26 protein-coding genes are annotated in these 23,906 nt (G+C 71.0%); 5 read left to right on the top strand and 21 right to left on the bottom strand.

From position 1 onward, the window contains the following. Nucleotides 1-22 precede the first annotated feature (22 nt). Complete coding sequence (locus ACZ4FV_RS08700) at nt 23-2,338, top strand: transglycosylase domain-containing protein (RefSeq protein WP_395871650.1); 2,316 nt, start codon at nt 23-25, stop codon at nt 2,336-2,338. 67 nt (nt 2,339-2,405) lie between these two features. Here ACZ4FV_RS08700 and tsaE read toward each other — a convergent pair whose 3' ends face one another. The 6 genes from tsaE to ACZ4FV_RS08670 form a co-directional block, all read right to left on the bottom strand. Beyond that, nucleotides 2,406-2,924, bottom strand: a complete 519-nt coding sequence (gene tsaE, locus ACZ4FV_RS08695) for a tRNA (adenosine(37)-N6)-threonylcarbamoyltransferase complex ATPase subunit type 1 TsaE (protein ID WP_395871652.1) — start codon at nt 2,922-2,924, stop codon at nt 2,406-2,408. A 158-nt stretch (nt 2,925-3,082) separates the two neighbouring features. Beyond that, complete coding sequence (locus tag ACZ4FV_RS08690; protein WP_395871654.1) at nt 3,083-4,225, bottom strand: alpha/beta fold hydrolase; 1,143 nt, start codon at nt 4,223-4,225, stop codon at nt 3,083-3,085. After that, nucleotides 4,222-5,394: an alanine racemase gene (gene alr / locus ACZ4FV_RS08685; protein ID WP_465322229.1), complete on the bottom strand. Its 1,173-nt coding sequence runs from the start codon at nt 5,392-5,394 to the stop codon at nt 4,222-4,224. Before alr ends, ACZ4FV_RS08690 begins: the two co-directional genes overlap by 4 nt. 131 nt (nt 5,395-5,525) lie before the next feature. After that, a complete protein-coding gene (locus ACZ4FV_RS08680; RefSeq protein ID WP_402238233.1) occupies nt 5,526-6,992 on the bottom strand; it encodes an NAD(P)H-hydrate dehydratase in 1,467 nt (488 codons plus the stop codon). A gap of 11 nt (nt 6,993-7,003) precedes the next feature. Further along, nucleotides 7,004-7,372, bottom strand: coding sequence for a holo-ACP synthase (locus ACZ4FV_RS08675; protein ID WP_395871658.1), 369 nt, complete (start codon nt 7,370-7,372; stop codon nt 7,004-7,006). 106 nt (nt 7,373-7,478) lie between these two features. Beyond that, nucleotides 7,479-8,435, bottom strand: a complete 957-nt coding sequence (locus ACZ4FV_RS08670; RefSeq protein WP_395871660.1) for an EamA family transporter — start codon at nt 8,433-8,435, stop codon at nt 7,479-7,481. A 112-nt stretch (nt 8,436-8,547) separates the two neighbouring features. Between ACZ4FV_RS08670 and ACZ4FV_RS08665 the strand changes: the two genes are divergently transcribed. Next, complete coding sequence (locus ACZ4FV_RS08665) at nt 8,548-9,087, top strand: MarR family winged helix-turn-helix transcriptional regulator (RefSeq protein ID WP_395871662.1); 540 nt, start codon at nt 8,548-8,550, stop codon at nt 9,085-9,087. A gap of 99 nt (nt 9,088-9,186) precedes the next feature. Here ACZ4FV_RS08665 and glmS read toward each other — a convergent pair whose 3' ends face one another. Next, nucleotides 9,187-11,037, bottom strand: a complete 1,851-nt coding sequence (glmS, locus tag ACZ4FV_RS08660; protein WP_395871664.1) for a glutamine--fructose-6-phosphate transaminase (isomerizing) — start codon at nt 11,035-11,037, stop codon at nt 9,187-9,189. 93 nt (nt 11,038-11,130) lie between these two features. On the opposite strand from glmS, the gene coaA reads away from it, so the two are divergent. Both coaA and ACZ4FV_RS08650 read left to right on the top strand, forming a co-directional pair. Further along, nucleotides 11,131-12,099 carry a type I pantothenate kinase gene (coaA, locus tag ACZ4FV_RS08655; RefSeq protein WP_395871666.1) on the top strand — a complete coding sequence of 323 codons (969 nt, stop codon included), beginning with the start codon at nt 11,131-11,133 and terminating at the stop codon, nt 12,097-12,099. 19 nt (nt 12,100-12,118) lie between these two features. Next, nucleotides 12,119-13,093 carry a DUF389 domain-containing protein gene (locus ACZ4FV_RS08650; RefSeq protein WP_395871668.1) on the top strand — a complete coding sequence of 325 codons (975 nt, stop codon included), beginning with the start codon at nt 12,119-12,121 and terminating at the stop codon, nt 13,091-13,093. Between the two features lie 21 nt (nt 13,094-13,114). On the opposite strand, the gene glmM is transcribed toward ACZ4FV_RS08650, so the two are convergent. The 3 genes from glmM to rplM all read right to left on the bottom strand — a co-directional run bounded on the left by glmM (nt 13,115) and on the right by rplM (nt 15,613). Continuing rightward, nucleotides 13,115-14,482, bottom strand: a complete 1,368-nt coding sequence (gene glmM / locus ACZ4FV_RS08645) for a phosphoglucosamine mutase (RefSeq protein WP_395871670.1) — start codon at nt 14,480-14,482, stop codon at nt 13,115-13,117. Nucleotides 14,483-14,642: 160 nt separating this feature from the next. Then, entirely contained in the window at nt 14,643-15,128 is a 486-nt protein-coding gene (rpsI, locus tag ACZ4FV_RS08640) for a 30S ribosomal protein S9 (RefSeq protein WP_395871672.1), read from the bottom strand. 41 nt (nt 15,129-15,169) lie between these two features. Next, entirely contained in the window at nt 15,170-15,613 is a 444-nt protein-coding gene (gene rplM, locus ACZ4FV_RS08635; protein ID WP_020549205.1) for a 50S ribosomal protein L13, read from the bottom strand. Between the two features lie 357 nt (nt 15,614-15,970). Between rplM and ACZ4FV_RS08630 the strand changes: the two genes are divergently transcribed. After that, nucleotides 15,971-17,017 (top strand): hypothetical protein, encoded by a 1,047-nt coding sequence (locus tag ACZ4FV_RS08630; protein WP_465322221.1) that lies wholly within the window; start codon nt 15,971-15,973, stop codon nt 17,015-17,017. Between the two features lie 45 nt (nt 17,018-17,062). Here the strand turns inward: ACZ4FV_RS08630 and truA are convergent, their stop codons facing one another. The 11 genes from truA to map form a co-directional block, all read right to left on the bottom strand. After that, nucleotides 17,063-17,905 carry a tRNA pseudouridine(38-40) synthase TruA gene (gene truA / locus ACZ4FV_RS08625; RefSeq protein ID WP_395871676.1) on the bottom strand — a complete coding sequence of 281 codons (843 nt, stop codon included), beginning with the start codon at nt 17,903-17,905 and terminating at the stop codon, nt 17,063-17,065. Nucleotides 17,906-18,005: 100 nt separating this feature from the next. Next, nucleotides 18,006-18,527: a 50S ribosomal protein L17 gene (gene rplQ, locus ACZ4FV_RS08620; RefSeq protein ID WP_395871678.1), complete on the bottom strand. Its 522-nt coding sequence runs from the start codon at nt 18,525-18,527 to the stop codon at nt 18,006-18,008. Between the two features lie 99 nt (nt 18,528-18,626). Then, a complete protein-coding gene (locus ACZ4FV_RS08615) occupies nt 18,627-19,643 on the bottom strand; it encodes a DNA-directed RNA polymerase subunit alpha (RefSeq protein WP_465322219.1) in 1,017 nt (338 codons plus the stop codon). Nucleotides 19,644-19,743: 100 nt separating this feature from the next. Continuing rightward, on the bottom strand, nt 19,744-20,370 hold the full coding sequence (rpsD, locus tag ACZ4FV_RS08610; RefSeq protein WP_020549210.1) for a 30S ribosomal protein S4: 627 nt from the start codon (nt 20,368-20,370) through the stop codon (nt 19,744-19,746). A 28-nt stretch (nt 20,371-20,398) separates the two neighbouring features. Then, entirely contained in the window at nt 20,399-20,800 is a 402-nt protein-coding gene (gene rpsK, locus ACZ4FV_RS08605; RefSeq protein ID WP_020549211.1) for a 30S ribosomal protein S11, read from the bottom strand. A 67-nt stretch (nt 20,801-20,867) separates the two neighbouring features. Next, nucleotides 20,868-21,248, bottom strand: a complete 381-nt coding sequence (gene rpsM, locus ACZ4FV_RS08600; protein WP_020549212.1) for a 30S ribosomal protein S13 — start codon at nt 21,246-21,248, stop codon at nt 20,868-20,870. Between the two features lie 182 nt (nt 21,249-21,430). Further along, the gene (rpmJ, locus tag ACZ4FV_RS08595; protein ID WP_009740505.1) at nt 21,431-21,544 is read right to left on the bottom strand and encodes a 50S ribosomal protein L36; all 114 of its coding nucleotides are present in this window, start codon (nt 21,542-21,544) and stop codon (nt 21,431-21,433) included. Nucleotides 21,545-21,660: 116 nt separating this feature from the next. Continuing rightward, nucleotides 21,661-21,882, bottom strand: coding sequence for a translation initiation factor IF-1 (gene infA / locus ACZ4FV_RS08590; protein ID WP_018382544.1), 222 nt, complete (start codon nt 21,880-21,882; stop codon nt 21,661-21,663). A gap of 195 nt (nt 21,883-22,077) precedes the next feature. Further along, a complete protein-coding gene (locus tag ACZ4FV_RS08585; protein WP_395871680.1) occupies nt 22,078-22,458 on the bottom strand; it encodes a DUF1707 SHOCT-like domain-containing protein in 381 nt (126 codons plus the stop codon). An 18-nt stretch (nt 22,459-22,476) separates the two neighbouring features. Then, complete coding sequence (locus ACZ4FV_RS08580) at nt 22,477-23,061, bottom strand: DUF1707 SHOCT-like domain-containing protein (protein WP_465322217.1); 585 nt, start codon at nt 23,059-23,061, stop codon at nt 22,477-22,479. Between the two features lie 70 nt (nt 23,062-23,131). After that, nucleotides 23,132-23,899, bottom strand: a complete 768-nt coding sequence (map, locus tag ACZ4FV_RS08575; protein ID WP_395871683.1) for a type I methionyl aminopeptidase — start codon at nt 23,897-23,899, stop codon at nt 23,132-23,134. Between the last annotated feature and the right edge of the window lie 7 nt (nt 23,900-23,906).

The raw sequence follows: 23,906 nt of genomic DNA, 5'->3' as shown, positions 1-23,906 counted from the left end.
GCACCGAGGAAATGGTGGCGGCGTGGCGCACGACTCCTCCGGTCCGAGCGGTCCCGGCGACGTCCAGGGGCCGACTCCCCGGCGCAGGTTGTTCGACTACCCCCGGAGCAATCGGCGGGGACTCCGGCGTTGGTTGCCCTCGTTCAAGCACCTGCTCACCTTCGTCCTGCTGGTCCTGTCCGGCCTGTTCGCCGCCGTGGGTCTGGTCTACGCGGTCACCCCGGTTCCGCACACCGTCAACGCCCAGGCCCGGCAGCAGAGCAACGTCTGGTACTGGAGCGACGGCAGCGAGATCACCCGCACCGGCACCACCAACCGGCAGACCGTGCCGCTGGCCGCGATCCCGATCGACGTGCAGCACGCGGTGCTCGCCGCCGAGGACCGCTCCTTCTTCTCCAACGCCGGTGTATCGATCACCGGCACCGTGCGCGCCCTGCTGCGCAACGCCGCGGGTGGCTCGGGCGGCCTCCAGGGCGGTTCGACGATCACCCAGCAGTACGTCAAGAACGTCTACCTGACCCAGGAGCAGACGCTGGGCCGCAAGTTCAAGGAGGCGATCATCTCGGTCAAACTCGACCGCACCGTCTCCAAGGACGAGATCCTCACCGGCTACCTCAACAGCGTGTACTTCGGCCGCGGCGCGTACGGGATCCAGGCCGCCGCGCAGGCGTACTACGGCATCGACGTCGGGCAACTCACCGTCGAGCAGGGCGCCTACCTGGCGGTGCTGCTGAACGCGCCCAGCGCCAACGACGTCCGGAACACCACCGAGGCGGGCCGGCGGCGGGTACTCGCACGCTGGGACTACGTCCTGGACGGCATGGTCAAGGAGAAGTGGCTCACCCCCGAGCAGCGCGCCGGCATGGTCTTCCCGGAGCCGATCGACCCGCGTCCGGCGGCCAACCTGGCCGGCGTCAACGGCTATCTGGTGGAGATGGCCAAGCGCTACCTGCTCGACCACGACGTGGTCGACGAGGACCGGCTCGACGCCGGCGGCTACGCGATCACCACGACGTTCGACAAGCGCACGACCGAGGTGCTCCAGCAGACCGTGCAGGACCAGCTCGCCCAGTCGCTGGATCCGGCCGAGCGCTCCGCGGACGTCGGCGTACGCGTCGCCGCGGCGTCGGTGGAGCCGGGCAGCGGCCGGATCGTCGCGATCTACGGCGGCCCCAACTACGTCCGGCAGTTCGTCAACGACGCCACCCGCCGCGACGTGCAGGTCGGTTCCACGTTCAAGCCGTTCGTGCTGGCCGCCGGTCTGCGCGACGGCGTGCAGGACCGCGACGGCAGGCGGGACCGGATCAGCCCGCGCACGGTCTACAACGGCAACGACAACGTGGTGATCCGCTACCCGAACGGCAAGCCCGTCCTGCAGGACGGCGTGCCCTGGCAACCGGGCAACGAGGACGGCGTCGACTACGGGCAGATCACCCTGGCCCGGGCGATGGACAAGTCGGTGAACACCGTCTACACCCAACTGGGCATGGACGTCGGCCCCGACCGGGTGGTGCGGGCGGCGGTGGACGCGGGGCTGCCCGCGAGCACGCCGGGGCTGCAACCGATCCCGTCCGTGTCGCTGGGCACCTCCACCCCCAGCGCGCTGGACATGGCCTCGGCGTACGCCACGTTCGCGGCCGAGGGCAAACAGCGCGCGCCCTACCCGGTGGACCGGTTGACCCGCTCCGGCGACACCGTGGACCTGCCCGATCACGACACCGAGGACGCCTACGACAACCAGCAGGCGAACGCGGTCACCCAGGTGCTGCGCGGCGTCGTGGACAGCGGCACCGGATTTCGCGCACAGGCGCTGAACCGCCCGGCGGCGGGCAAGACCGGCACCACCGACGACAACCGCTCGGCCTGGTTCGTCGGCTACACCCCGGACCTGTCCACCTCGATGGGCATGTTCCGCGAGGACGCCGAGACGCACGCGTTCTTGTCCCTGTCCGGGGTCGCCGGACTGGACCGGGTGGACGGCGGCAACCTGCCGACCCGGATGTGGACGACCTACATGCGTGCCGCACTCGCCGGGCAGAAGGCGACCGACTTCCCGGAGGAGACCGCCGGCGGCCTCGGTGTGCCGGACACCAGCCTGGTGCCGCCGAACACCGGTACCGCCACGCCCAGCGCGCCGGCCACCGCGACCACCGGTCCGCCGACCGGCGACACCGGCACCACCGCTCCGCCGACCACGCCCCCGGCGACCGGCACCCGCCCGCCGGACACGTCCGCCCCGCCGGGCGGTTCGGGTGGCGGCGGCGCGACCAGCCGCCCGCCCTCGAACGTGCCCGAGTCCCCCGACGCGCCCGAGTCCCCGGCGGCGGCCGTCACCTGACCGGCCCAGGGCCTCGGTCCCGGTCCGGGTCCGGGTCCGGGTCCGGGCCGGTCGATCCCGGTCCGGGTCAGCCCGCCAACGCGTCGAGGTCGATGCTCGCCCAGCGGGCGCCGACCCCGGTCACCTGGATCGTGCGCACCTCGTCGCCGGCGAAGTCGGTCGCGCTCTCCGCGAGCGCGTCCGGCCCGAGCGCGTCACGCGCGATGGCGATGTCCAGGCGGTCCTCGGTCAGTTCCTCGACCATGCCCTCGCCCCACTCCACGACGGTCACCGACTCGTCGAGCGAGGCGTCCAGGTCCAGGCCGTCGATCTCGGCGGTGACGTCCGCCGAACCGCCGAGCCGATAGGCGTCGACGTGCACCAGGGCCGGGCCGCCGACCTCGGAGGGGTGCACCCGGGCGATCACGAACGTCGGCGAGGTCACCGCGCCGCGCACTCCCAGGCCGACCCCGATGCCCTGGGTCAGCGTGGTCTTGCCCGCGCCCAGGCCGCCGGACAGCACGATCAGATCGCCGGCCCGCAGCAACTTGGCCAGACGGGCACCGAGCGCGCGCGTGTCCGCGCCGCCGGCGACCGTCACCGTCACACTTCGCACCACTTCAGCACTCCCACCACGCCGAACTCGCGAACCCGAACCGCTTCGGGCCCGCCCTCCCCGAGTCGTCCCGGCTTCCCGGGACCATCGCTCGGGGTCATCACCCGGGATCACTGTCCCGCAGGATCACGGCTCGCGTCGATTCCGACCTATGCGGACGATCCGCCGCGCGCGTGCCCGCCGGATCGCCCGGCGCGCCGCCCGGGTGCACGCGTGGCGCGCGCGAGAAGATCGCGCACCGCCGCGTTGACCACCACCGGATGCTCCAGCGGGGTCAGGTGCCCCGACTGCGGCACGATCAGCAACTCGGCGCCGGGCAGCGCCTCCTTGATCGCCTCGCTGTGCGTGGCCGGCGCGATCAGGTCGCCCTCGCCGCCCACCACGAGCGTCTCCACCCCCGCCAGCGCCGGCAGCGCGGCCATCTTGTCGTGTGCCTCGAAGGCCGGGAAGAACTCGGCGATCACGTCGATCGGCGTACCGGAGATCATCCGGTCGGTGAACCGCACCAGGGTCGGGTCCACCTCGGAGTCGAACGCGTACCGCTCGGTGAACAGGTACACCAGGTCGCGGGCCGCCCGCCGACCCGCCTCCACCAGCGCGGCCCGCCGGCCGAGCGTACGCAGCAACCCGGGCGCGATCCGGTGCACGAGCCGGGCGCCGGCCGCGGGAATGCCCAGCGTCACCGTCGCCCAGCGGCCCGCCGAGGTGTTCATCAGCGCGACGCCGATCACCCGGTCCCCGAACAACTCGGGGTGCTGATCGGCCAGCGCCATGATGGTCATCCCACCCATCGAGTGGCCCAGCAGCACGAGCGGGCCCTCGGGCGCCAGTTCCGTCAGCACCGTGTACAGGTCGGCGCCGAGGTGATCGATCGTCGAGGTCTCCGGAGCGCCCCGGCCGGATCGGCCGTGGCTGCGCTGGTCGTAGAACACCAGGCGGTATTCGTCGCGCAGTTCGGCCCGCTGGTAGTGCCAGCAGTCCATGTCGAGGCAGTAGCCGTGACACAGCACCACGGTCACCGCCGCGTCACGCCTGCCGTCCACCTCGGCGTACAACTCGACGCCGTCGCCGGTGGTGACGATGTGCGGCTCGCCGCGCAGCGTGCCGAACTCCGCCAGCGCGTCCATCTGCGCCTCGGTCCGGCGGCGGAACGCGCGGCCGACGGTCATCCGCTCGATCGCCACGCCCGCGGCGGCGCCGGCCGCGAGCACACCGACCGCGGCGCCCACGATGCCGGCCCGGCGGCCGAGCGCACGACCGCCGCCGGAGGGGCCCGGCACGGGGGTGCTCACGGCGCGCCCGTCCCGGTGGCGGCCGTCCCGGCGGTCGTCCCGGCGGCGGTCGTCCCGGTGTAGACGCGAGGCACCCGCGCGCCGATCCGGGTGACGATCTCGTAGCTGATCGTGCCGGTCGCCACCGCCCAGTCCTCCGCGGTGGGCTCGCCCCGATCGCCCGGCCCGAACAGGATCGCCTCGTCGCCTGCGGCGGCCGGGTCGTCGCCGAGGTCGACCACGAACTGGTCCATCGCCACCCGGCCGGCGATCGTGCGCCGGCGGCCGGCCACCAGGACCGGACCGGCGTTGCTCGCGTTCCTGGGGATGCCGTCCGCGTAGCCGGTGGGCACCAGCGCGAGCGTGGTCTCGCGCGGCGCGATCCACGAGTGCCCGTAGGACACGCCGTGCCCGGCCGGAACCCGCTTGACCCCGGCCAGGTTCGCCGCCAGCGTCATCGCCGGGCGCAACCCGAAGTCGGCGGGGCCGCCGACCTCCGGCACGGGCGACAGGCCATAGCTGACCAAGCCCACCCGGACCAGATCGAAGTGCGCTTCGGGCAGCAGCAGCGTCGCGGGCGAGTTGGCCATGTGCCGCACCTCGGGGGTGACCCCGCAGCCCTCGGCGTGCGCCAGCATCTCGGTGAACTCGGCCAGTTGCACCGCAATCGAGGGGTGTCCGGGCTCGTCCGCGCAGGCGAAGTGCGACCACAGGCCGACCACCTCGACGGCGCCGTCGGCCTGGGCCTTGAGCCCGGCATCGACCAGGGCCGGCCAGTCGGCGGGTAGGCAACCGTTGCGGCCCAGGCCGGTGTCCGCCTTGAGGTGCACGCGCGCGGTCCGGCCGCTCGCCCGTGCGGCGTCCACCACCTCGCGCATCGCCCAGAGCCCGCTCACCGAGATGTCCACATCGGCGCGCACCGCGTCCTCGAAGCGGTCGCCCGGGGCCCACAACCAGGTGAGCACGCGCCCGGTGTCGCCGGCCGCGCGCAACGCGAGCGCCTCCTCGACCACCGCGGTGCCCAGCCACGCGGCGCCGCCCGCACGGGCCGCCCGCGCGCACGGGAGCAGGCCGTGTCCGTAGGCGTTCGCCTTGACCACGCTCATCACCGCCGCCGAGCCCACCCGAGCCCGGACGGCCGCGATGTTGTCCCGAATGGCATCGAGATCGATCCGCGCCTCGGCACGCATGTGGCTGGTGGTCCTTCCGACGACGGTCATCGACGAGAGCCCGCGTCCCGGCTCCGGACGGGATCCGGTGCCGGGCATCCCGGAGCTCAAGACTCCCAGTGTGGCAGGCCCGTGCCGGGGCGGTCTCCCTGTCACGTGCCTGTGACGTCCGCCCACACCGCGGGCAGCGCCCGGATCAGGTCCGGCGCGGTCACCGGACCGGGCAGCGCGCGGGCGGCCAGGCCGTGCAGGTAGGCGGCCGCCGAACCGGCGTCCAGCGGGTCCAGGCCCGCCGCGAGCAGCGCGCCGGCCAGGCCGGAGAGCACGTCGCCGCTGCCCGCGGTGGCCAGCCACGGGGTGCCGGTGGGATTGATCCGGACCCGGCCGTCGGGCGCGGCGATCACCGTGGTGGAGCCCTTGAGCAGCACCACGCAGTCGTAGAGCGCGGCGAGCCGGCACGCGTGCTCCAGCCGCTCCGCCTCGACGCGTTCGCGGGTCGTGACGACCCCGGCGGCGGCGAACAGGCGCACCGCCTCTCCCGCGTGCGGGGTGAGCAGCGCGGGAGTCGGCCAGGTGCCGGGTTTCGCCCGGGCGAGCAGGGTCAGTCCGTCCGCGTCCACCAGCACCGGCGCCGAGCCGTGCAGTACGCCCGCCCAGCGCGCCTGGGCGTCCTGGTCGGTGTCCAGGCCCGGTCCCACCACCCAGGCCTGCACCCGACCGGCGTCGACCGGGGCAGCCTCGGTCGCCAGCGTCTCCGGCCAGGCCGCGAGCACCGGGCGCAACACCTCGGCCGGACCCGCGCAGCGGACCGCGCCCACGCCGCCGCGCACGGCCGCGCCGACCACGAGCACCGCCGCGCCGGGGTATCGGGGCGAGCCGGCGACCACGCCGAGCACCCCGCGCGAGTACTTGTCGCTCTCCCCCGTGGGAGCGGGCAACAGCCGGGCCACGTCCGCGTGTTGCAGGACGTCCACCCGTGACGTCGGCAGGTGCGGGTCGAGCCCGATGTCCACCAGGTGCCGCACGCCGGCGTACTGCGCTCCGGGGTCGACCAGCAGGCCGGGCTTGTAGGTGCCGAAGGTGACCGTGACATCGGCCCGTACCGCCGCGCCCTCGACCCGCCCGGTGTCCGCGTCCACCCCGCTGGGCACGTCGACCGCGACCACGATCGAATCCCGCACGTGCGCGAGCAGTTCCGCGGCGGGTGGGCGCAGCGCGCCCTTGCCGCCGATCCCGACGATGCCGTCGAGCACCAGGTCGGCCCGCCCGAGCAGGTCGATCGTGTCGGCCCGGTCCGGCGCGCCGGCGTCCCACACCCGTACGCCGGCCCGCCGCGCCCACGCCAGGCCCGCCGGATGGGCCCGCTCCGGCGCGAGCAGCAACGCGTCCACCCGCGCGCCGCGTCGGGCCAGCATGCCGCCCGCGTACAGCGCGTCCCCGCCGTTGTCGCCGCTGCCCACGAGCAGCGCGACCCGGGTGCCGTAGACCCGGCCGAGCAGTCGGGCGCACGTATTCGCCAGGCCGGTCGCGGCGCGCCGCATCAGTGTGCCCTCGGGCAACGTGGCCAACAGCGCGGCCTCCGCGCCACGCACCTGCTCGACGTCGTGCGCTGCGCGCATGCGCGACCCCCTCAGCCCTCGGCGATGACGACAGCGGAAGCAATGCCCGCGTCGTGGCTGAGCGACACATGCCAGTGCCGCACGCCCAGTTCGAAGGCCCGCGCGGCGACCGTGCCGGTCACCGCGAGCAGCGGCCGGCCGGAATCCTCGGTGGTCACCTCGGCGTCCAGCCAGTGCAGGCCGCCGGGCGCGCCGAGTGCCTTGGCCAGGGCCTCCTTGGCGGCGAACCGGGCGGCCAGGGACGCGACGCCGCGTTCCTGCCCGGACCGCACCCAACGCTCCCCTTCGGTGAAGAGCCGATCGGCCAACCCGGGGGTCCGCTCCAACGACTGCCCGAACCGCGCGATGTCCGCGACGTCGATACCCACACCGATGATCACGGCCCGAGCCTACAAACACCGGGGCCGCCGGCGCCCCGGCCCACGACGAGTCCGGGCCGCACCCCCGGCGGGGGTGCGGCCCGGTGGGCTCGTGGGCGCTCTCGGGTCACGACGCCTCGACGACGTCGGCCCGGTTGCGCTCGTTGACGAGAGTCACCGGCGGCTCGACGCGCACCTCGGTGCGGCGCCGCGGCTGCCACTGGCCGAGCAACATCGCGCCGAGGGCGATCAGCAGCCCGAGCACCTGGAGCGCGGTCAGCGTCTGGCTCAGCACGACCAGGCCGGCCAGCGTGGCGACCACCGGGTTGACCAGGCCGAGGAAGGACGCCACGCCGGCGCCGAGGCGCTCGATGCCGCGGAACCACAGCACGTAGGCGAGCGCGGTGCCGATCAGCACCAGGTAGCCGAAGCCGAGCAGGTTGCGGCCGGTGGGCACCGGCGGCATGCCCTCGATCGCGAACATCATCGGGACGATCACCATGCCGCCGACGGTGAGCTGCCATCCGGTCGTGGCCAACAGCGAGACTCCCTCGGGTCGACCCCAGCGCGCCGACATCACCACGCCCATCGCCATCAAGGTGGTGGCCAGCAGCATCAGGCCGACACCGATCGGGTCGAGTTCCGCCTCCGAGCTGAGCACGAGCAGGGCGACGCCGACCACGCCGCCGACGCCGGCGAGCAGCACCCGCGGTTGTGCCCGCACCTTCAGGATCAGGAACGACAGGCCCGCGACGATCAGCGGCGACACCGAGCCGATGGTGGCCGCGACACCACCGGGCAGGCGGTACGCGCCGGCGAAGATCAGCGGGAAGAACAACCCGACGTTGAGCATCCCCAGGACGAATGAGCGCCACCACCACACCCCGGTCGGCAGCCGTCTGGACATGGCGACCAGGAGCAGACCCGCGGGCAACGCCCGCACGCCGGCCGCGAGCAACGGCCGGTCGGCCGGGAGCATCTCCGTGGTCACGAGGTAGGTGGTCCCCCACGTGGCCGGGGCCACGGCCGTCGCCAGGAGCATCCCCACCCGACCGATCCCCCTGCTACCACCCTGAACCGCCATGCCATTCACCTCAACGCTAGTTTTGCGAGCAGTAACTATCTGAACGTTGAGATAAGTAAATACCCTCCTTCTGTGAGCGTCAAGTAGATGAGCGTTGAGATAAATTGGCGGCATGACCGAACGCGGCACATCCGAGACAGACATCCGCGACGCGATCGACGACGTCTGGGACCAATGGCACCGGGAGCGGCCCGACATCGCTCCCGAGAGCCTCGACGTCATGGCGGCCGTCGGGCGGATGAACCGGCTGCGCCGGTTCATCGACCAGACGTTGCGCACCTACTTCGCCCGCTACGGGCTCGACTTCTCCGAGTTCGACGTGCTGGCCACGCTGCGCCGCTCCGGCGGCGTCGAGGGGGTCAGCGCGGGCACGCTGCTGCGCTCGGCGATGGTCACGTCGGGCGCGATCACCAACCGGGTGGACAAGCTCACCGCGAAGGGCCTGGTCGAGCGCTCGGTCAGCGCCGAGGACCGCCGCTCGGTCCTGGTCAAGCTGACCCCCGAGGGCGTCAAGCTCGTGGACGACATCCTCGTCGGCCACCTGGAGAACGAGGGCCGCTTCCTCGCCGTCCTCGACGAAAGCGAGCGCGACCAGCTCAACGCCCTGCTGCGCAAGCTCCTGATCGCCCAGGGCGACACCCACCTGGGCTGACCCGAACCGATCCGGCCCCGAGCGCCCCGCCCGAAACGCGAAACCGCCCCGCGCCCCCTCTCGATGAGGGGGCGCGGGGCGGTCGAGGATCGGGTCGGACTACTCGACCGTGACCGACTTCGCCAGGTTGCGCGGCTGGTCCACCTCGTGGCCCTTGGCCGTGGCCAGCTCGCACGCGAACACCTGCAACGGCACGGTGGACACCAGCGGCTGCAGCAGCACCGGCGTGACCGGGATGCGCACCAGGTGGTCGGCGTACGGCACGACCGCCTCGTCGCCCTCCTCGGCGATCACGATGGTGCGTGCGCCGCGGGCCCGGATCTCCTGGATGTTGGACACGATCTTGTCGTGCAGCACCGAGCGCCCACGCGGCGACGGGACCACCACCACGACCGGCAGGCCCTCCTCGATCAGCGCGATCGGACCGTGCTTGAGCTCTCCCGCCGCGAAGCCCTCGGCGTGCATGTACGCCAGCTCCTTGAGCTTGAGCGCACCCTCGAGCGCCACCGGGTAGCCCACGTGCCGGCCCAGGAACAACACCGAACCGGCGTCCTTGAGCGAACGGGCCAGCTCGCGCACCGGCTCCATCGTGTCCAGGACCTTGTCCACCATCTCCGGCATCGCCGCGAGCTGCTCGATCACCTCGGTGATCTCGTCGCCCCACTTGGTGCCACGCACCTGGCCCAGGTACAGCGCGACCAGGTAGCAGGCGACCAACTGGGTCAGGAACGCCTTGGTCGAGGCGACGGCGACCTCGGGGCCCGCGTGCGTGTACAACACCGCGTCCGCCTCGCGCGGCATCGTCGAGCCGTTGGTGTTGCAGATGACCAGCACCTTGGCGCCCTGCTCGCGGGCGTGCCGCTGGGCCATCAGCGTGTCCATCGTCTCGCCGGACTGCGAGATGGTCACCACCAGCGTCTGCCGGTCCAGGATCGGGTCGCGGTAGCGGAACTCGCTGGCCAGCTCGACCTCGCAGGGCACGCGGGTCCAGTGCTCGATCGCGTACTTGGCGATCAGGCCCGCGTGGAAGGACGTACCGCAGGCGATGATCACGACCTTGTCGATCTCGCGCAGCACCTCGTCCGCGATCCGCACCTCGTCGAGCACCAGGCGCCCGTCGGTGCCGATCCGGCCCAACAGCGTGTCGGCGACCGCCTTGGGCTGCTCGGCGATCTCCTTGAGCATGAAGTAGTCGTAGCCGTCCTTCTCGGCGGCCGACACGTCCCAGTCCACGTGGTACTCGCGAATGGCCGCGGGCGCGCCGTCGAAGTCGGTCACCGTGATCGCGTCCCGGCGCAGCTCGACCACCTGGTCCTGGCCCAGCTCGATCGCCTCGCGCGTGTGCTCGATGAACGCGGCCACGTCCGAGGCGAGGAAGTTCTCGCCGACACCGCGACCGACCACCAGCGGCGAGTTGCGGCGCGCACCGACCACCACGTCGGGAGCGTCCGCGTGCACCGCGACCAGGGTGAAGGCGCCCTCCAGCCGACGGCAGACCCGGCGCATCGCCTCGGCCAGGTCCTCGCCGGCGCCCGCGAACTCCTCGGCCAGCAGGTGCGCGACCACCTCGGTGTCGGTCTCCGAGGCGAGCTTGTGCCCGCGCTCGGCCAACTCGGCGCGCAGCGCGGCGAAGTTCTCGATGATCCCGTTGTGTACGACGCCGACCCGACCCGCGTTGTCCAGATGCGGATGCGCGTTCGCGTCGTTGGGCGCACCGTGGGTGGCCCACCGCGTGTGCCCGATGCCACACGTCCCCACCGGAAGCGGCGATTCCGCCAGCGCGCCCACCAGGTTGGCCAGCTTCCCGGCGCGCTTCTCGCTCACCAGGGCACCGGCGGAGAGCACGGCCACCCCGGCCGAGTCGTAACCGCGGTATTCCAGCCGCTTGAGCCCGCCGATGACCACGTCCAGCGCCGATTGAGCGCCCACATATCCCACAATCCCGCACATGGGGGCCAGCCTACGGGGTCCACATCGGGCCGGCGGAAACGCGTTCGACGGCCCGGCGACGGCGCGTGGGCGCACACTCGGGACAATAGGCACGTGCACTCCTTCGCGGCTCAGGGGCCGGCTCGCGACCTGTCCCCCTTCGTCGAACTCGACCGCGCCGCCTGGACCCGGCTTCGGGCCGGGACGCCGCTGCCGCTGACCGCCGACGAACTCGAACGCCTGCGCGGCCTGGGCGACGTGGTCGACCTCGACGAGGTCTCCGACGTCTACCTGCCGCTGTCCAGGCTGCTGAACCTCTACGTGGGCGCCACCCGGGGCCTGGGCCGCGCGCTCACCACGTTCCTGGGCAACGGCGAGAACCCGGGCATACCGTTCGTGATCGGCGTCGCGGGCAGCGTCGCGGTGGGCAAGAGCACCACCGCCCGCATCCTGCGCGAACTGCTCGCCCGCTGGCCCGACCACCCGCACGTCGAACTGCTGACCACCGACGGCTTCCTCTACCCCAACGAGGAGTTGGAGCGCCGCGGGATCATGCACCGCAAGGGCTTCCCCGAGTCCTACGACCGACGCGCCCTGGTGCGCTTCGTCGCCGACGTCAAGGCGGGCAAGCCCGAGGTCACCGCGCCGGTGTACTCGCACCTGACCTACAACATCGTGCCGAACGAGCGGCTGACCATCCACCGGCCCGACATCCTGATCGTCGAGGGCCTGAACGTGCTGCAACCCGCCTCGCCGACCGCCGACGGCCGCCCCCGGCTCGCGCTGTCCGACTTCTTCGACTTCAGCCTGTACGTGGACGCCCGCACCCAGGACATCCGCCGCTGGTACCTGGAACGCTTCGTCAAACTGCGCCAGACCGCGTTCCGCGACCCGGCCTCGTACTTCCGCAAGTACGCGGTGATGACCCCCGAGGACGCGCTGCGCTACGCGGAGAACACGTGGGCCACCATCAACGAGACCAACCTGGTGCAGAACATCCGACCCACCCGCGCCCGCGCCACGCTGGTACTGCAAAAGGATGCGGAGCACGCGGTGAGCAGATTGCGACTGCGCAAGCTGTGAAGGGCGGTACCGTCACGGGATGTTCCATCTGCGCCTGATCGTCCCGGCCGACCGCAGCGCCGCCGTGCGCGACCTGTTGCTCGGCGAACCGGGAGCGACCCACCTGGTGGTGTGGCCGGGCGCGGCGGTGCAACCCCCCGGTGACGTGATCGCCTGCGATCTCGCGCGCGAGACCACCAGCGCGGTGCTCGCCGACCTGCGCGCGCTGGGCCTGGAGGACGACGGTGCGATCGCGCTCGAGGACCTGGACGTGATGTTGTCCCGGTCCGCGGACCAGGCCGAGCGGAACGCGCCGGGCGACAGCGCCGACTCCGTAGTCTGGGAGGAGATCGAGGAGGCCACCTCCGAGGAGTCCACCCTCTCGGTGACCTTCCTGGCCTTCCTGACGGTGGCCACCATGATCGCGGCGTGCGGTGTACTGCTGGACAACCCGATCCTGATCGTCGGCGCGATGGTGGTGGGACCCGAGTTCGGCCCGCTCGCCGGACTGTGCGTGGCCACCGTGCAGCGCAAGCCCCGACTCGCCGGCCGTTCCGCGCTCGCGCTGCTGATCGGCTTCCCGGTGGCGATGGCGGTCACCATGGCGTTCACCGCGCTCCTGGGCGCGTTCGGCCTGTTCGACCGCGAAATGCTCGAACGCTCGCGCCCACTCACCGAGTTCATCTTCCAACCGGACTGGTTGTCGTTCTGGGTCGCGCTGCTCGCCGGCGTCGCGGGCATGCTCTCGCTGACCAGCGCCAAGTCCGGCGCGCTGATCGGCGTACTGATCTCGGTCACCACCGTGCCCGCGGCCGCGAACGCGTCGGTGGCCATCCGGTACGCCGACTACCGGCAGGCGGCCGGCTCCCTGGGCCAACTCGGCCTGAACCTGGTCGGCATCGTGCTCGCGGGCACCCTCACCCTGCTCGTCCAGCGCGGCCTGTGGAGCCTGCAGGCCGCCCGCGCGAAACAACGGCCCCCGTCGCGTACGACGGGGGCCGGGAAGTCATCGTGAACCCGCGGGGGTTCGGCCGTGCTACTCGAGCGCGAGCAGGGTCCGCACGACCTCGGCCAGACCCGCGGCCTCGTCGTGCGCCTGGTCGTGCGTCTGCGCCTCGACCATCACCCGCACCAACGGCTCGGTGCCCGAGGGACGCAGCAACACCCGGCCGGTGTCCCCCAATCGCTTCTCCGCCAGCGCGACGGCCTGGGCCAGTTCGGGCGTGGTGTGCACCCGGGTGCGGTCCACCCCGGCGACGTTGACCAACATCTGCGGCAGGCGCGTCATCACCGAGGCCAACTCGTGCAGCGGCGTGCCCGTCTCCGCGACGCGCGCGAGCAGGCGCAGCGCGGTCAGCGTGCCGTCGCCCGTGGTGGCGTGATCCAACAACACCACGTGGCCGGACTGTTCGCCGCCCAGCGACAGGCCCGAGGCCTGCATCGCCTCCAGCACGTAGCGGTCGCCGACCGCGGTCTCCACCATCTTGATGCCCGCGGCCTGCATGGCCAGCTTGAGCCCCAGGTTGGACATCACGGTGGCCACCAGCGTGTTCTCCACGAGATGTCCGCCGTCGCGCATCGCCAGCGCGAGCACCGCCAGGATCGCGTCGCCGTCGACCAACTCGCCGCGCGCGTCCACCGCCAGGCACCGGTCCGCGTCGCCGTCGTGCGCGATGCCCGCGTCCGCGCCGTGCTCGACCACGGCCGCCCGCAGCGCGTCCATGTGCGTGGAACCGCAGTTGTCGTTGATGTTCAGCCCGTCGGGCTCCGCGTGGATCGCGATCACCTCGGCCCCGGCCCGACGCAACGCGTCCGGCGCCACCGCCGAGGAGGCGCCGTTCGCGCAGTCCACCACGACCTTGAGCCCGTCCAGGCGATGCGGCAGCGAGGACAGCAGGTGCTCGACGTAGCGCTCGTGGCCCTCGGGATGGTCCTGTACCCGGCCCACCCCGGACCCGGTCGGCCGCTCCCACGCGGTGCCCAGCAGCGCCTCGATCTCGTTCTCCACGTCGTCGGGCAGCTTGTGCCCGCCCCGCGCGAAGAACTTGATCCCGTTGTCCGGCATCGCGTTGTGGCTCGCCGAGAGCATCACGCCCATGTCCGCGCCGAGCAGCCCGGTCAGGTAGGCGATCGCCGGCGTCGGCAACACGCCGGCGCGGTACACGTCCACACCCGCGCCCGCCAGACCCGCGACCACGGCCGCCTCGAGAAACTCTCCGGAGGCCCGGGGGTCACGACCCACCACGGCGAACGGCCTGCGGCCGTGCCCTGATTGCGGAATCCCGTCCCGGCCGCGTGATCCGAGCACCCGCGCGGCGGCGACCGCCAGATCGAGCGCCAGTTCCGCGGTCAGCCGGCCATTCGCCAGGCCACGCACGCCGTCCGTACCGAAGAGTCGTCCCACAGTTGGATCTCCCGCATACATTCCGGATGTCTCGGACACTACCTCGCGACGCCACTCCCCCAGGAGTACCGTCGGAAAATGCATCAGGCCCCGGGGGCACGAACCGTGCCCCCGGGGCCTGATGACGCTGCGTACAGCCGCAGAGGGTGCTGCGGGCTGTTTAGCGCTTGCTGTACTGAGGCGCCTTGCGCGCCTTCTTCAGACCGTACTTCTTGCGCTCCGTGGCACGCGGGTCACGGGTCAGGAAGCCGGCCTTCTTGAGCGCCGGGCGGTTCGACTCGACATCGGCCTCGTTCAGCGAACGGGCCACACCCAGACGCAGCGCGCCGGCCTGGCCGGAGACGCCGCCACCGTGGATGCGGGCGTGCACGTCGTAGCGGTCGTCCAGCTCGAGCACCTTGAAGGGCTCGTTGACGAGCTGCTGGTGCACCTTGTTCGGGAAGTACTCCTCGAGCGTGCGCCCGTTGATCTTCCACTTGCCCGTGCCCGGAACGATCCGGACGCGCGCGACGGCTTCCTTGCGGCGGCCGGTGGCCGAACCCGCCTGCGGCTCGCTGAAGCGCGAGGCGAGCGACTCGGACGTGTAGCTCTCGAGCGGAAGACCCTCGGTCTCCTCGATCGGGGTTTCTGCAATGGTCTCGGCCACTGTTCTCCTCAAACTATTCGTTCGTCAGGCGGTGGCCGTGACTACTGCGCGACCTGGGTGATCTCGAACGGAACCGGCTGCTGCGCCGAGTGCGGGTGCTCGGAACCGCGGTACACCTTGAGCTTCGACAACATCTGCCGACCCAGGGTGTTCTTCGGGAGCATGCCCTTGATGGCCTTCTCCACGGCCTTCTCGGGGTTCTTCTCCAGCAACTCGTCGTAGCGGACGGCGCGGAGGCCACCCGGGTAGCCGGAGTGGCGGTACGCCATCTTCTGGCTGCGCTTGTTGCCCGACAGGTGAACCTTGTCGGCGTTCACAATGATGACGAAATCGCCGGTGTCGACGTGCGGCGCGTACACCGGCTTGTGCTTACCCCGGAGCAGGGCAGCAGCCTGGGTGGACAGACGGCCGAGCACGACATCGGTCGCGTCGATGACGTGCCACTGACGCTGGACGTCGCCGGGCTTGGGGCTGTACGTGCGCACGGTCGATAGCCTTCGCTTCTTCGTGAGTGTGTGCTTACGGATGCCGACTGGCTGTCCGGGAGATGATTCCGAACCGAATGCGGACTCCGGTGGCCGGCGGCCCGGCGTACCGACTCCACTCAAGCAAGCCAATACGCACAACGAACCGGCACAATACCGGGTCAAGGGGGTGCCGGTCAAAACGAGCAATGGGGCGATGATCTGCTCACGCCCCTCCCCAGCGTAAGCCATCCGCGCGGGTGCTCCTACCGTGCCACGCCGGTCCTCACCGGATCGGCGGATAGGTACGATGCGCCGAACGATCGGGTCGTCGGCGCATGGGGAGCCGAGGCGGGTCACTCCTTGCAGGGGGCGGGTATGTCGGGGGTCGGTACACCGGGAGACGACGGGCAGCAGCCCTGGAGCGTACGCCCGGGCGGGCCCGGGTCACCGGGGCAGCCGGCCCACGCGTGGGATCCGTTCCCCACCCAGGCGCAGGGCCCCCAGGGGCCACAGCCGCATCCCCAACCACAGCAGCCCTTCGCCCGACCGGCGCACGAACAGCCAACGGGGCAACCGCAGTTCGGCTCCTCCACCGGTCCCGACTGGGACGCGCTGGCGGAGCGACGCGACGCGGCGACCCGCCGCCGCAGGCTGCTGTTCACCGTGGGCGGCTCCGTGCTCGGACTCGCCCTGATCGGCGGCGTGGTCGCGGCGGTCATGGCCACGTCCGGCGACGACGACAAGAAGAGCGCGGGACCGGGCGCCTCGGGCGTCCCGTCCGCCTCGACCTTCGCCCCGGCCAAGCCCACCTTCCGCCCCGCGCCCACGGTCCCGCCGCCGCCTCCGGCCCAGGCCGTGCTCGCCGACCCGGCCCTGGACAACGCGCCGTTCACGGTCGAATCGCTGTTCCCCGGCGCGAAGTTCACCGTCAACGGGCGGCAGTACTCGGTGGTCGCGAGCAAGCTGGACAACACCTGTTCGGACGGCACCGACGCCAAGCTCGGCCCGGCCGCGCGCAACCAGCAGTGCACCCAGCTCATCCGACTCGCGGTGGTCGGCCCGAACGGCATCGTCTCCACCGCCGCGGTCGCCTCGTTCCCCTCGGCCGACAAGGCCGCGGCGATCAAGAACGGCAAGGATGGCGGCGAACTGCTGCCGCTGGCCGGCCCCGGCGTCAAGGTCCTCGACGCCCAGAAGCAAAAGCACGGCAAGCTGCGCAACTCCGTCGGCCGCTACGCGCTGTTCACCCTGGACTGGTACGCCGACGGCAAGGACCCGGTCGGCGACGACAAGACCATGGCGCAGGCCCAGGACGACGTGGACAAGTTCCTGTGGAACTCGCTGACCGCGCGCGGCGAGGCGCGCTCCAAGCAGATCGACGACGAGAACCGGCGCAAGGCCCTGGAACAGATCCAGGGCTGACCCGGACGGGCCGGGGCCGCGCCCCGACCCCCGTCCGTCCCGACCTCAGCCGCCGTCCCGGCGCCGACGGGTGGCCGTCACCCGGTCCGCGAGCAACGCGTCCGCCGGGTAGGCCACCTCCTCCAGGGTCAACCCGTGCGCGGGCGCGACGTGCACGCCCGAGTCGCGCACCGCGCGCCCGAGCACCTCCAGCGGCCACTCCACCGGCTTGCGTCCGGTGCCCACCGCCAGCATCGCGCCCACCAGCGAGCGCACCATGTTGTGGCAGAACGCGTCGGCCCGCACGGTCGCCACGATCACCGGCCGAAACGCGGGACCCACATCGGCCCCGCTCGGCGTCTCGCGCGCCCAGGAGAAGTCCTGGAGGCAGCGCACGGTGGTGGCCCCCTCGCGCTTGCGGCAGAACGACGCGAAGTCGTGCTCGCCCAACAACCGCTGCGCGGCCGCGTTCATCCGGGTCTCGTCCAGCGGCCGGTCGTGCCACACCACGCTGCCCCGCCGCAGCGGGTCCACCCCGCCCGGCGCGTCGCACACCCGATACGCGTAGCGCCGCCAGATCGCGCCGAACCGAGCGTCGAAGCCCTCGGGCGCCACGGTGATGTCGCGCACCCGCAGATCCCGGGGCAGCGCCCCGGTGACCCGACGCAGCGCCACGTCGCCCAGCGCGGCCCACACCTCGTCGGGCACGTCGAGGTGGGCCACCTGACCCCGCGCGTGCACCCCCGCGTCCGTGCGCCCGGCCACCGTCAACTGGGCGGGCTCGGCCAGCCGCAGCACGGTGGTCAGGGCGCTCTCCAGCGTGCCCTGCACGGTGCGCAGCTCGCGCTGCCGGGCCCAGCCCGCGAACTCGGTGCCGTCGTACGACAGATCGATGCGCAAGCGCACCACGTCAACCACCTCCGGGCATGGCGCGAGCCCGCCCTCCGTACGGGTACGGGGGACGGGCTCGCACTGTGATTCACAACGCGTGGAGCACGCGACGAGACCGTCAGGCCTTGTCGGCGTCCTTGCTCTCCTCGGCCTTCTCGGCCTCGGCGGCGGGCGCCTCCTCGGTCTCGACGACCTTCGTCGTCTCGACCTTGGCGGTCTCCTGCTCCTTGACCGAGCGCTTCGTGGCGGCCTCGGCCTCGCCGACCGCGGTCTGCGCCACGGTCAGCGCCTCGACCAGCTCGATGACCGCCATGGGCGCGTTGTCGCCCTTGCGGTTGCCGATCTTGGTGATGCGCGTGTAACCGCCCGGGCGGTTCTCGTACCGAGGAGCGATCTCCTCGAAGAGCGCGTGCACGACGCTCTTGTCACGAACGATCGTGAGCACCTGGCGACGGTTGTGCAGGTCGCCCTTCTTCGCCTTGGTGATCAGTCGCTCGGCGACGGGACGCAGCCGACGCGCCTTGGCCTCGGTCGTGGTGATCCGACCGTGCTCGAACAGCGCCGTCGCGAGACCGGCCAGGATCAGCCGCTCGTGGGACGGGCCGCCGCCGAGGCGGGGACCCTTGGTGGGCCTGGGCATGTTCTCTCCTAGATATTCCTGCGCCGGCCGTATCAGGTACCGGCGTCAGTCCACCCGGGCCGGTCGGCCCGGGTGGTGGGCTACGCCTCGCGACGAAGCTCAGTACTGCTCGGTCTCGGCGAAACCGTGGTCGTCGTCGTCGCCGAAGCTGTCCGCGGCGGCGGTCGGGTCGAACCCGGGCGGGCTGTCCTTGAGGGCCAGACCCATCCCGTTGAGCTTCGCCTTGACCTCGTCGATGGACTTCGCACCGAAGTTGCGGATGTCCAGCAGGTCGGCCTCGCTGCGCGCGACCAGTTCACCCACGGTGTGGATGCCCTCGCGCTTGAGGCAGTTGTACGAGCGGACCGTGAGCTCGAGCTCCTCGATCGGCAGCGCCAGATCGGCCGCGAGCGCGGCGTCGGTCGGCGACGGGCCCATGTCGATGCCCTCGGCGTCGATGTTCAGCTCGCGGGCGAGACCGAACAGCTCGACCAGCGTCTTGCCCGCGGAGGCCATCGCGTCGCGCGGACGCATGGACTGCTTGGTCTCGACGTCGACGATCAGCTTGTCGAAGTCCGTGCGCTGCTCGACACGGGTGGCCTCGACCTTGTACGTGACCTTGAGCACCGGCGAGTAGATCGAGTCGACCGGCACGCGGCCGATCTCCTGGCCCGCCTGCTTGTTCTGCACCGCGGAGACGTAGCCGCGACCGCGCTCGACGGTCAGCTCCATCTCCAGCTTGCCCTTGGCGTTCAGCGTCGCCAGGACCAGGTCGGGGTTGTGCACCTCGACACCGGCCGGCGGCGCGATGTCGCCGGCGGTGACCACACCCGGGCCCTGCTTGCGCAGGTACATCACGACCGGCTCGTCGTGCTCCGAGGAGACGACGAGCTGCTTGATGTTCAGGATGAGGTCGGTGACGTCCTCCTTGACACCCGGCACGGTGGTGAACTCGTGCAGGACGCCGTCGATCCGGATGCTGGTGACAGCAGCGCCCGGGATCGAGGACAGGAGCGTACGACGGAGCGAGTTGCCGAGCGTGTAGCCGAAGCCGGGCTCGAGGGGCTCGATGACGAACCGCGAGCGGTATTCGTCGACGACGTCCTCGGTGAGGGTCGGCCGCTGGGCGATAAGCATGGGGATGCCTCCTGGTAATGACGCCCGCTATTTGACGCCAGTGGAAACAAGGATACGGGCGGACCGGCACAATCCCGGTCCGCCCGATCCCGTGGAGCTCTTACTTGGAGTAGAGCTCGACGATGAGCTGCTCCTGCACCTGCGTGTCGATGACCTGACGCGCGGGGAGGGAGTGCACGAGGATGCGCATCTTGCCCGGGATGACCTCGAGCCAGGCCGGGACGGTGCGCTCGCCGGCCTCGGCACGGGCGACCACGAACGGGGTCAGCTCGACCGAGTCCTTGCGGACCTCGATGATGTCGTTGTCGGAGACCCGGAACGACGGGATGTCCGTCTTGACGCCGTTGACCACGATGTGACCGTGGCGAACGAGCTGACGGGCGTGGTCACGCGACTTGGCGAAGCCCGCGCGGTAGACCACGTTGTCCAGGCGCGACTCGAGGATGCGAAGCAGGTTCTCGCCGGTCTTGCCCTGGCGACGGTTCGCTTCCTCGTAGTAGCCCTTGAACTGCTTCTCGAGCACACCGTAGATGCGCGCGCACTTCTGCTTCTCGCGCATCTGCAGCAGGTACTCGCTGTCCTTGGTACGGCCACGACCGTGCTCACCCGGCGGGTAGGGGCGAATCTCGATCGGGCACTTCGGGCCCTCGCACTTGCTGCCCTTGAGGAACAGCTTCATCTTCTCGCGACGGCAGCGCTTGCAGTCCGCGCCGGTGTAACGCGCCATTGTTCTTTAACTCCTAGTCAGCTGCTGGTCAGACGCGGCGGCGCTTGGGGGGGCGGCAGCCGTTGTGCGGCACGGGGGTGACGTCCTGAATGGAGCCGACCTCCAGGCCGGTGGCCTGCAGCGAACGAATGGCGGTCTCACGACCGGAACCCGGGCCCTTGACGAAAACGTCGACCTTGCGCATGCCGTGCTCCTGGGCACGACGCGCGGCGGACTCGGCGGCCATCTGCGCGGCGAAGGGGGTCGACTTGCGCGAACCCTTGAAGCCGACGTGGCCCGCGGAGGCCCACGAGATCACGTTGCCGCTGGGGTCCGTGATCGAAACGATGGTGTTGTTGAACGTGCTCTTGATGTGGGCGTGCCCGTGAGCGACGTTCTTCTTTTCCTTGCGGCGCACCTTCTTGGCGCCCGCGCGGCTCTTGGGAGGCATCTGCTGGAAACTCCTGAGGTCGTCGGTCCGCTACGAATTGAGGACCGCGTGATCCGTCGTACGCGGACTACTTCTTGCCCGGCTTCTTCTTGCCGGCGATCGCGCGGCGCGGGCCCTTGCGGGTACGCGCGTTGGTGTGGGTGCGCTGACCGCGGACGGGAAGACCGCGACGGTGACGCAGACCTTCGTAGCAACCGATCTCGACCTTGCGGCGGATGTCGGCCTGAACTTCGCGGCGGAGGTCACCCTCGACGCGGTAGTTCGACTCGATCCAGTCGCGAAGCTTGATCAGGTCGTCCTCGGCGAGATCGCGGACGCGGGTGTCGGGGTTGACACCGGTGTTCTTCAGCGTGTCCAGCGCACGAGTGCGCCCGACGCCGAAGATGTAGGTCAGAGCGACCTCGACCCGCTTCTCACGGGGGAGGTCGACGCCGACGAGGCGTGCCATATGTGTGGCTCCTGGTTTAGTCGGAGGTCTGGCCCAGCACCGGTCCGGCACACCTTCTGGAGATGTCCTCGGTCCTCGGCCTCCGGCCGAGGGTGGCGTCCCGCACGAAACGGGGGTCGGGTGCTGCGGCTCTTACGGGGTGCGTCGCGCGTCGATCGCTCGTTGTGCGAGGGGGGTGTTGCTCAGCCCTGGCGCTGCTTGTGGCGCAGGTTCTCGCAGATCACCATGACCCGGCCGTGACGGCGGATCACCTTGCACTTGTCGCAGATCTTCTTGACGCTCGGCTTGACCTTCATGATTTCTCCGGTACGTGTGACGAAGGCGTGCGGGCACGCCGCCGTCGCCGAGTCGGTTATCGGTTTGCGTCCAAGCCCCGCACACCACGCTCGGCGTGGGCAGGGCCGGGGCTCGCCTACTTGTAGCGGTAGACGATCCGGCCGCGGGTCAGGTCGTAAGGGCTCAGCTCCACGACAACCCGGTCGTCCGGAAGAATACGGATGTAGTGCATCCGCATCTTCCCACTGATGTGCGCGAGGACTTTGTGCCCGTTCTGAAGCTCCACGCGAAACATGGCGTTGGGGAGCGACTCGATGACGGTGCCCTCGATTTCGATGGCCCCTTGCTTCTTGGGCATGTCCTCCGCGCTTCGTATCTCGGGATCAGCTACCGTTACCCGGCGCACATGACGAAGCTCAAATTTTTGGCGCCCAGATGACGGGCGCGCCAAACCTGGCTACATGTGAGCCGACGAGTCAGTCTAAGGCACTCGGCCAGTGAAAGCGAAACCGGGCCCGGAACCGCAGGTTCCGTTCCCGCCGGGCCCGTCGGTCTACCTCAGGAAGTAGACCAGCGCCCACACCAGCACGCCGAGTGACATCACGACCAACCAGACCTTGTTCAACGTCGCGTTGGAAACCCGCGGACGCCGCTCCTCCGCCGGGCCGTAGGCACCGGCTCGTGGAGGCGCGTCGACGATCGGTCGGTACTCCGGCGGCGGCGTCGCACCCGCCGCGTCGTCTCGATCCTCACGGCCCGGCAGATTCGCCGAGACCGCGTCGAGCTCCCCCACCGTACCGGCTCGGCGGACCGCGTCCAGGCGCGCCCGGTATTCGGACAGCGCCAGCCGACCCGACGCGAGGTGCTCACGCAGCTCGGCGGTCACGCGTTCGCGGTCCGTGGGAGTCGCGGGAGCGTTCGGATCTCGGTCCATGAGACGAGGGTAGCCCGGTCACGGCGAGGAGCGCCCGTGGCGCCAGTAGACCATCTGGATCGAACCCAGCACGGCCGCGGCGGGACCGTAGACCCACACCGGCCAGAAGTACACGACCCCGGTACCGGCCACCGCGACCAGCAGCCAGATCACCACGTTCAACGCGGTGACCGCGTTCAGCGTGGTCCACGCCGCGCGCAGGGCCCGCGCGCCGGCGGCCCACCCGTCGCGCTCCCCGTGCGCCGGAACCACCTCCTGGCGCACCTGCGGCCGGACCGGCGGCGGCGCGGGCCGGGGCGCTGGCCAGGACGCGACCGGCGGCGGCTCCGGCGCGACCGGCCGCGCCAGGGTCGCCCGGGTACGGGCCACCTCGTAGGCCATCCGCGCGCGGATCACCTCGACATCCGCCTCCAGGTGTTCCGGCGGCGGCAGATCGGCGATCAGCCGAGCCAGCTCCCCCAGCGTGACCGCCTCGTAGGCGGCCCCCATGCGTTCGTTGAACTCTGCGAGCGTCAACCGTCCGACGGCGTGGTGATCGCGCAGCAGCGTCACCGCCGCCTCACGGTCCACGTCGGATGCCCGCATGGTCGGAGTCCTCACCATGTCATCGACACTAGGCAGGGCGCGAAGAGTCGTACATGGTGCCAGCCCCACCATCGAGGGGGGTCTGGCATCAGGGCAGCGTCAGTACCACGGGCCCGTTCTCGGTGATCGCGATCGAGTGCTCCCAGTGCGCCGCGTAGCCGCCCGCGGTGGTCTTGACCGTCCACTCGTCGGCCAGCGTGTACGTGTCCGGCTTGCCCAGGGTGACCATCGGCTCGATCGCCAGGCACACCCCGACCTCCAGGCGCGGCCCGCGCCCGCCGGGGCCGTAGTTGAGCACGTGCGGGTCCTGGTGCATCTCGGTGCCGATGCCGTGGCCGCCGTAGTCCTCGACGATGCCGTATTTGGCGCCGCCCGGCAGCGGGTTGGCCCGGATCGACTTCTCCACCGCGTGGCTGATGTCGGTCAGCCGACCGCCGGCCACCGCGGCCTCGATGCCCGCCCACATCGACTGCTCGCACACCCGGCTCAGTTCGAGCACCTCGGGCCGCACCGTGCCGATCGGCACGGTGATCGCCGAGTCGCCGTGCCAGCCGTCCAGGATCGCCCCGCAGTCGATCGAGATGATGTCTCCGTCGTGCAACGGCGTCTCGTCCGGAATCCCGTGCACCACCACGTCGTTGACCGACGCGCAGATCGACGCGGGGAAGCCGTGGTAGCCCTTGAACGAGGGGATCGCGCCCGCGGCGCGGATCGAGCGTTCGGCGATCGCGTCCAGGTCGGCCGTCGTCACGCCCGGCTTCGCCGCTTCGCGCAGCGCCTCCAGGGTGTGTGCCACGACGGCCCCGGCGCGACGCATCTTCTCGATCTGCTCGGGCGTCTTGCGTTCGATTCGCATCTGCCGC

The organism is Embleya sp. NPDC025285 (assembly GCF_055558835.1).
Note: the sequence above shows the minus strand (reverse complement) of the source record. Positions and strands in the feature narration are given on the sequence as shown.